8 protein-coding genes are annotated in these 5,359 nt (G+C 67.2%); 4 read left to right on the top strand and 4 right to left on the bottom strand.

From position 1 onward, the window contains the following. The 4 genes from JHD82_RS28440 to JHD82_RS28425 all read left to right on the top strand — a co-directional run. A partial coding sequence (locus tag JHD82_RS28440) for a tripartite tricarboxylate transporter substrate-binding protein (RefSeq protein ID WP_269848174.1) occupies nt 1–409 on the top strand: 409 nt, incomplete at its 5' end. Nucleotides 410–435: 26 nt separating this feature from the next. Then, nucleotides 436–888: a PaaI family thioesterase gene (locus JHD82_RS28435; protein ID WP_043783107.1), complete on the top strand. Its 453-nt coding sequence runs from the start codon at nt 436–438 to the stop codon at nt 886–888. Between the two features lie 38 nt (nt 889–926). Then, nucleotides 927–1,337, top strand: coding sequence for a Rap1a/Tai family immunity protein (locus JHD82_RS28430; protein WP_012202145.1), 411 nt, complete (start codon nt 927–929; stop codon nt 1,335–1,337). Then, nucleotides 1,334–1,912, top strand: a complete 579-nt coding sequence (locus tag JHD82_RS28425; RefSeq protein WP_199140218.1) for a hypothetical protein — start codon at nt 1,334–1,336, stop codon at nt 1,910–1,912. Before JHD82_RS28430 ends, JHD82_RS28425 begins: the two co-directional genes overlap by 4 nt. A 77-nt stretch (nt 1,913–1,989) precedes the next feature. On the opposite strand, the gene JHD82_RS28420 is transcribed toward JHD82_RS28425, so the two are convergent. The 4 genes from JHD82_RS28420 to JHD82_RS28405 form a co-directional block, all read right to left on the bottom strand. Beyond that, a complete protein-coding gene (locus JHD82_RS28420) occupies nt 1,990–2,535 on the bottom strand; it encodes a hypothetical protein (RefSeq protein WP_012202143.1) in 546 nt (181 codons plus the stop codon). A 138-nt stretch (nt 2,536–2,673) separates the two neighbouring features. Next, nucleotides 2,674–3,741 (bottom strand): tripartite tricarboxylate transporter substrate binding protein, encoded by a 1,068-nt coding sequence (locus JHD82_RS28415; protein WP_199140216.1) that lies wholly within the window; start codon nt 3,739–3,741, stop codon nt 2,674–2,676. A gap of 187 nt (nt 3,742–3,928) precedes the next feature. Continuing rightward, on the bottom strand, nt 3,929–4,801 hold the full coding sequence (locus tag JHD82_RS28410; protein WP_199140214.1) for a CoA ester lyase: 873 nt from the start codon (nt 4,799–4,801) through the stop codon (nt 3,929–3,931). Between the two features lie 23 nt (nt 4,802–4,824). After that, nucleotides 4,825–5,359: tripartite tricarboxylate transporter substrate-binding protein (locus JHD82_RS28405; RefSeq protein ID WP_269848173.1), on the bottom strand; the 535-nt coding region annotated here is incomplete at its 5' end.

Below are 5,359 nucleotides of genomic sequence, written 5' to 3'. Positions count from 1 at the left end.
GGGCGTGGTCAACGCCATGCTGGCCGGCGACATCGACCTGACCTTCGACAGCATCTCAACCTCCATGCCCCACATCCGCAGCGGGCGCATGCATGCGCTGGCCGTCACCAGCCCGCAGCGCTCGGCGCTGGCGCCTGAGGTGGCCACCATCCAGGAGCAGGGCATCGCAGGCTTCGACGTGACCGGCTGGTACGCCGTCATCGCGCCGGCCGGCACGCCCGCCGAAGCCACCCAGCGCCTGAGCCGCGAGATCGCCTCCGCCCTGCGCCAGCCCGCGCTGCAGGCCCAGCTGGCCGCCGGCGGCTACGAGCCCGTGGGCTCCACGCCCGAGGCGCTGCAGGCGCATATCGACAAGGAAATCACGCGCTGGGCCACTGTCGTCAAATCGACAGGTGCACGTGTGGATTGAGTCATGCCGATGCGATGATTGCCCGCATGAACACACCCATCAAAGACCACCCGGCCAACCCCTTCGAAGGCGAGGCGCCCGGCATCCTCTTCGGCCTGCCCATGCCCATGGCCCGCGCCATGAAGCTCAGCGGTGAACGCATCGGCGAGGACCGCGCCCAGATCCGCATGGGCTTTCAACCGGATCAGGCCAACAGCCGCGGCGACGTGCACGGCGGCGCCATCGCCTCGCTGCTGGACTGCGCCCTGGCCTCGGCCTGCCGCTCGCATGACCCCACGGCCTTCGGCGTGGCCACCATCGATCTCACGCTGCACTACGTCTCGGCCGGCAGCGGTGATCTCATCGCCACCGCCCACTGCGAGCGGCGCGGCCGCTCCATCAGCTTCGCGCGCGGCGAAGTTCGTTCCGAGGATGGCACCCTGGTGGCCCTGGCCACCGGCACCTTCAAGCTGATGGCGCGTGGCGGGGCTCAGGCCTGAGGCGCAAGGTGTCAGTCCCTGACCAGAGCGTTTTGGCCATGACCTGCATCCGTGCCATGGTCTTGCGGCCCATTTCCGTGCTTTGTTTGGCATGGGGTCTCGGCACATCGGTCTGTGCGCACGCCGACACCCGGTTGACACGCCCGACGGCAGACTCTCAGCGGTTGATCATCGAGAACAACAACCTGACGGCGCAGGCATTCTTTTCGGCTTACATGAGCAAGGAAGTGCCGGAAAGAAGGTATGCAGAGATGTACCTGCTCGGCGTTCTCGACGCCACGGAAGGCCGGGCCTGGTGTGACTACCGGCACCTCAAGACCATCACTCTGGCAGAGGTGCTGCACAGCAGTTTGCGAAGCATGGATGCCAGACAGCGCGCAACTCGGGCTGCCCACGTCATCACCGATATTCTTGCCAAACAGTTTCCCTGCCAAGCTGGGCCTCAATGAAACCCTCCCGCGTGAGGCCGAAAATCCGGCGCTTGGTGCTGACCATCGGCCTGACAGGCGCAGCACTGGCGCAGGCAGCCGCTGACGCAGGGCTTGTGGGCCTGCTGGATGCACGCCGACCCGATTCCGCCAACCTGTCATCGGAAGAACCACGGCCATCAACAGCCCCACGGCCTTACATCCGTCTCTTGCCCGAGCCCAGCCAGACACCCGAATGCTGCGTCACCGCAGGCCAACCGGCGGAAAGCGGCATCCTGCGCTACCAGGGCAAAAAGGACATGGAGGCCGTTGCAGCGGCTGCACGTGCGGCGTTGTTCATGCCGCCCGTCGCCGAGGGATTCATTGGCCTGCAACTGGCCGAGGGTGCGAGAGTCCGGGTGCTGGGTCCGCAGCGCCTGCTTGTCTGGTGGCCGGATCGGCCGAGGCTGACGCGGGTGGATCACTGCCTATCCCGCGAAGGCCTGCATGTGCAGTGGCGTGAGCAGGTGGCGAGTGGAAGATGGGCAAGCGCGCAGCACTACTACCTGCCGCTGGGCATGGACGTGGAGCCCAACTGCTCCCCATCTGCCCAATAGCGCGCGCCGGGTCTTGCCCCCAGATCGCGGCGCGCACAAGGAAAGCGCATGCCGCGCTTTCCTTTTCACTCAAGCGGTCAGAGCCGCTTTTCCTTGGCCTCGATCAGCTTCTGCATCAGTTCGCAGACCTGCCTGGCCTGCTCCTGCGTGATGTCGATGTTCTCGATCACCGAGCGCTTGAACTGGATGCCGTTGACTGCGCCGCTGTTCTCGATGAAGCCCAGCGTCAGGGTGCGGTTCAGGAAGTAGATGACGGCCGCGATGCCCCAGCCGATCAGCATGACCACCAGGCCTGCAAAGAAGCTCTGGGCCATCATGGACCCGCCCATGAACAGGGACAGGGCACCGATGCCCAGCGCCGTCTTCCAGGGCTTGTGATAGCCGTAGTAGGTGGAGCAGATGCCCTGCAGCGGGATCAGGCGCGACTGGGTGCCCGACAGCGAGGCGCTGCTGAACTCCAGGCGCTCGCTGCCCACGCGGATGGTGGTGGTGGGATCGATGTTGACCTTGGACAGGATCCAGGCGACCAGGCCGCCTTCGCGGCCTGTGATGGCAATGTGGTTGCCCTTGTCGTCTATGGGTTGCTCGCTGGCCTTCCAGGCCTTGATGACCAATGCACTCACGGTAATACCCTCTCTTGAATGTTTGAGAAACCACGGGCTGTCCCGTCATGGCATTGCACCACCGGGGCCGCCTGAGGAGGGGCGATTACAGCACAGGGCATGAGTGCAGCCTTGGGCAACCAGGGCCGCTGTGCGCCATCAACCGGGTTGCACCCCCGCCGACTGCAGCAGCCGCCCCCAGACCGGAGCCTCTTGCGCCCAGGCCTTGCCGAAGCGCTGAGGGCTGTCGTCATCAACAGGGACGAAGCCGGCCGCGATGATGCGGGCCGTGCCTTCGCGGCTGGCCACGGCGCGGTTGGAGATCTCGCCCCATTGCCGCGTGAGGTCGGCCGGCAGGCCCCTGGGGCCGGCGATGGCCAGCCAGCCGGACAGTTCCATGGCCTCGTGGCGGTAGCCGGCCTCGGCAAAGGTGGGCACATCGGGCACCAGCGGCACGCGGCGCGTGCCGGTGACGGCCAGGGCGCGCAGCTTGCCTGCATCGATGTGGGGCTTGAGCGTGAGCAGGCTGCCCATGCCGATGGGGATGCGCCCGCCCAGCATGTCCTGCACCATTAGCGCCTCGCCCCGGTAGGCGGCATGCGCCATGCCGGCACCGGCCATTTCGCTGAGCACGGCGCAGGCCAGGTGGCCGTGCGAGCCTATGCCGTAGGAGCCATACGAGAGCTTGCCGGCGTTGGCCTGGGCCCAGGCCATGAATTCGCGCAGGTTGGTGGCGGGCACGTCGGCCGTGACCACCAGGGCGATGGGCGCCATGCACACACGCGACAGGGGCGTGAGGTCGGTCAGCGGGTCGTAGGCGGTCTTCTTGTAGAGGTATTTGTTGGTGAGCATGGTGGAGGTGGTGCCCAGCAGCAGGTTGAGCCCGTCGGGCGCGGAGCGGACCACCATCTCGCCGCCGATCAGTCCGGCCGCACCGGGCTTGTTGTCCACCACCACGGTCTGGCCCAGCTGCTGGGCCATGCGCTCGCCCAGGATGCGCGCAATCACGTCGGTGGCGCCGCCCGCCGCAAAGGGCACGACGATGCGCACGGGCCGCGTGGCAAAGCCGGCCTGCGCCAGCACGCTGGCAGGCCCTGCCGCCGCGGCGCCGACCGCCAGGGCCAGCGCCTGGCGCCGATTCAATCGGTTGTTCAGTCTGTCATTCAGTCGGTCATTCAATTGGCCGTTGAATCCGCTGTTCGATGCCGTCCCCGAGATCACTGCCATCACACGCTCCTTTGCCTGGGTGCCACCATGGACGGAGACACCGGATCAAGAAACCGCCGTCTCGAAATCAATCGAGTTGGCCAAGCGTATTCGAGGCAGATGGATTCACCATCAGGGAAATCATTGGACTTTTTGCGCCAGAATCAGAAAACTCTGAGTTCAAAACGGACTTTCAGTCTCATTTCCATCAAAATCGTGCTGCAGATCTCTGTTGCGCCCAGGCATGGCGCAGCAGCACCTGTTCGGCCTGCTTGAGTACGGGCGCATCGACCATGCGGCCGTCCAGCACGCAGACGCCGCCTCCGGCCTCGGCCAGGGCCTGGCGCAGGCGCTGCGCGTGGGCCACGGCCGCTGCATCGGGGTCGAAGACGGCGTGCAGGGGCTGGACCTGGGCCGGGTGGATGCACAGCTTGCCGCCAAAGCCCATGCGCCGCGCGCGTGCCGCGTCCAGCGCCAGGCGTTCAGGGTTGCGCGTGTCCACCGTCACGCCGTCCACGGCCGCGCCGATGCCGGCGCGGCGCGAGGCCAGGACCAGGGCCATGCGCATGGGCAGCAGCTCTTCCTCGCCCTGCCCGCAGGCCATGCCCGCATCGACCTGGAAGTCCAGGTGGCCGAAGGCCAGCCGCACCACCTGGGGCGCGGCAGCCAGGGCGTCGGCCGCGTCCAGGCCGGCCACGCTTTCGATGAGGGGCAGCACGGCCGCCCGTGCGCCCGCAGCCTGGGCCACCGCATGCAGGGTCTGGGCGCGCTCGGCCTTGGAGACCATGGCGCCGGCCACGCCCTGCTCCACCAGCTGCGCCAGCACGCGCAGGTCATCCGCATGCCAGGGCGTGCCTTCGGCGTTGATGCGCACCAGCAGGCGGGCACGGGCCGGGCCTTCCAGCGCACCCACGGCCTGGGCCAGCGCCTGGCGGGCGCCGTCCTTGTCGGCCGGGGCCACGGCGTCCTCCCAGTCGGCGATGACCATGTCGGCGCCGCTGTCCAGGGCCTTGCCCAGGCGCTCGGGCCGCGTGGCGGGGACGAAGAGAAAGGAAGTGGCCTGTCGCGCCAGATCGTGCATGCGGATGTCCTTGGGAGAGCGGTTTATTCGGCCGAGACGCCTGCGGCCTTGATGACCTTGTCCCAGCGCGCCACCTCGGCCTGCAGGTGGGTGCGCAGGCCTTCAGGCGTGGCCTTGTCGGGCGTGACCAGGTCGGAGCTGAGTTCGGCGATGCGCTTTTTGACGTTCTCGTCCTTGATGGCCACGTTCAGCGCCTTGTTGATGGCCATGACCACCTCCTTGGGCGTGCCCTTGGGCGCGTACATGCCGTGCCAGACCTTGACGTCGAAGCCCTTGAGGCCCTGCTCGTCCAGCGTGGGGATGTCGGGCAGCGAGGACAGGCGCTTGGGCGTGGTCACGCCGAAGACCTTGGCGCGCTGGCCGTCCTTGATCACGGGCACGGTCTGCGTGGTCTGGTCGCACAGCAGGTCCACCTGGCCGCCCATGAGGTCGTTCATGGCCGGGCCTGCGCCCTTGTAGGGCACGGTGGTGAGCTTGACGCCCGCCTGGTGCATGAACAGCATGCCGCACAGCTGGGAGACGGCGCCGATGCCGGCATTGGCCAGCGAGACCTTCTCC

It is taken from the genome of Delftia sp. ASV31, assembly GCF_016428765.1.
Classification (GTDB): Bacteria; Pseudomonadota; Gammaproteobacteria; order Burkholderiales; family Burkholderiaceae_C; genus Comamonas; species Comamonas acidovorans.
Note: the sequence above shows the minus strand (reverse complement) of the source record. Positions and strands in the feature narration are given on the sequence as shown.

What these genes read in the sequence shown, in the direction of transcription:
- JHD82_RS28435 (WP_043783107.1), top strand. Translation starts at nt 436, where the DNA reads ATGAACACACCCATCAAAGACCACCCGGCCAACCCCTTCGAAGGCGAG.
- JHD82_RS28430 (WP_012202145.1), top strand. Translation starts at nt 927, where the DNA reads ATGACCTGCATCCGTGCCATGGTCTTGCGGCCCATTTCCGTGCTTTGT.
- JHD82_RS28425 (WP_199140218.1), top strand. Translation starts at nt 1,334, where the DNA reads ATGAAACCCTCCCGCGTGAGGCCGAAAATCCGGCGCTTGGTGCTGACC.
- JHD82_RS28415 (WP_199140216.1), bottom strand. Translation starts at nt 3,741, where the DNA reads ATGGCAGTGATCTCGGGGACGGCATCGAACAGCGGATTCAACGGCCAA.
- JHD82_RS28410 (WP_199140214.1), bottom strand. Translation starts at nt 4,801, where the DNA reads ATGCACGATCTGGCGCGACAGGCCACTTCCTTTCTCTTCGTCCCCGCC.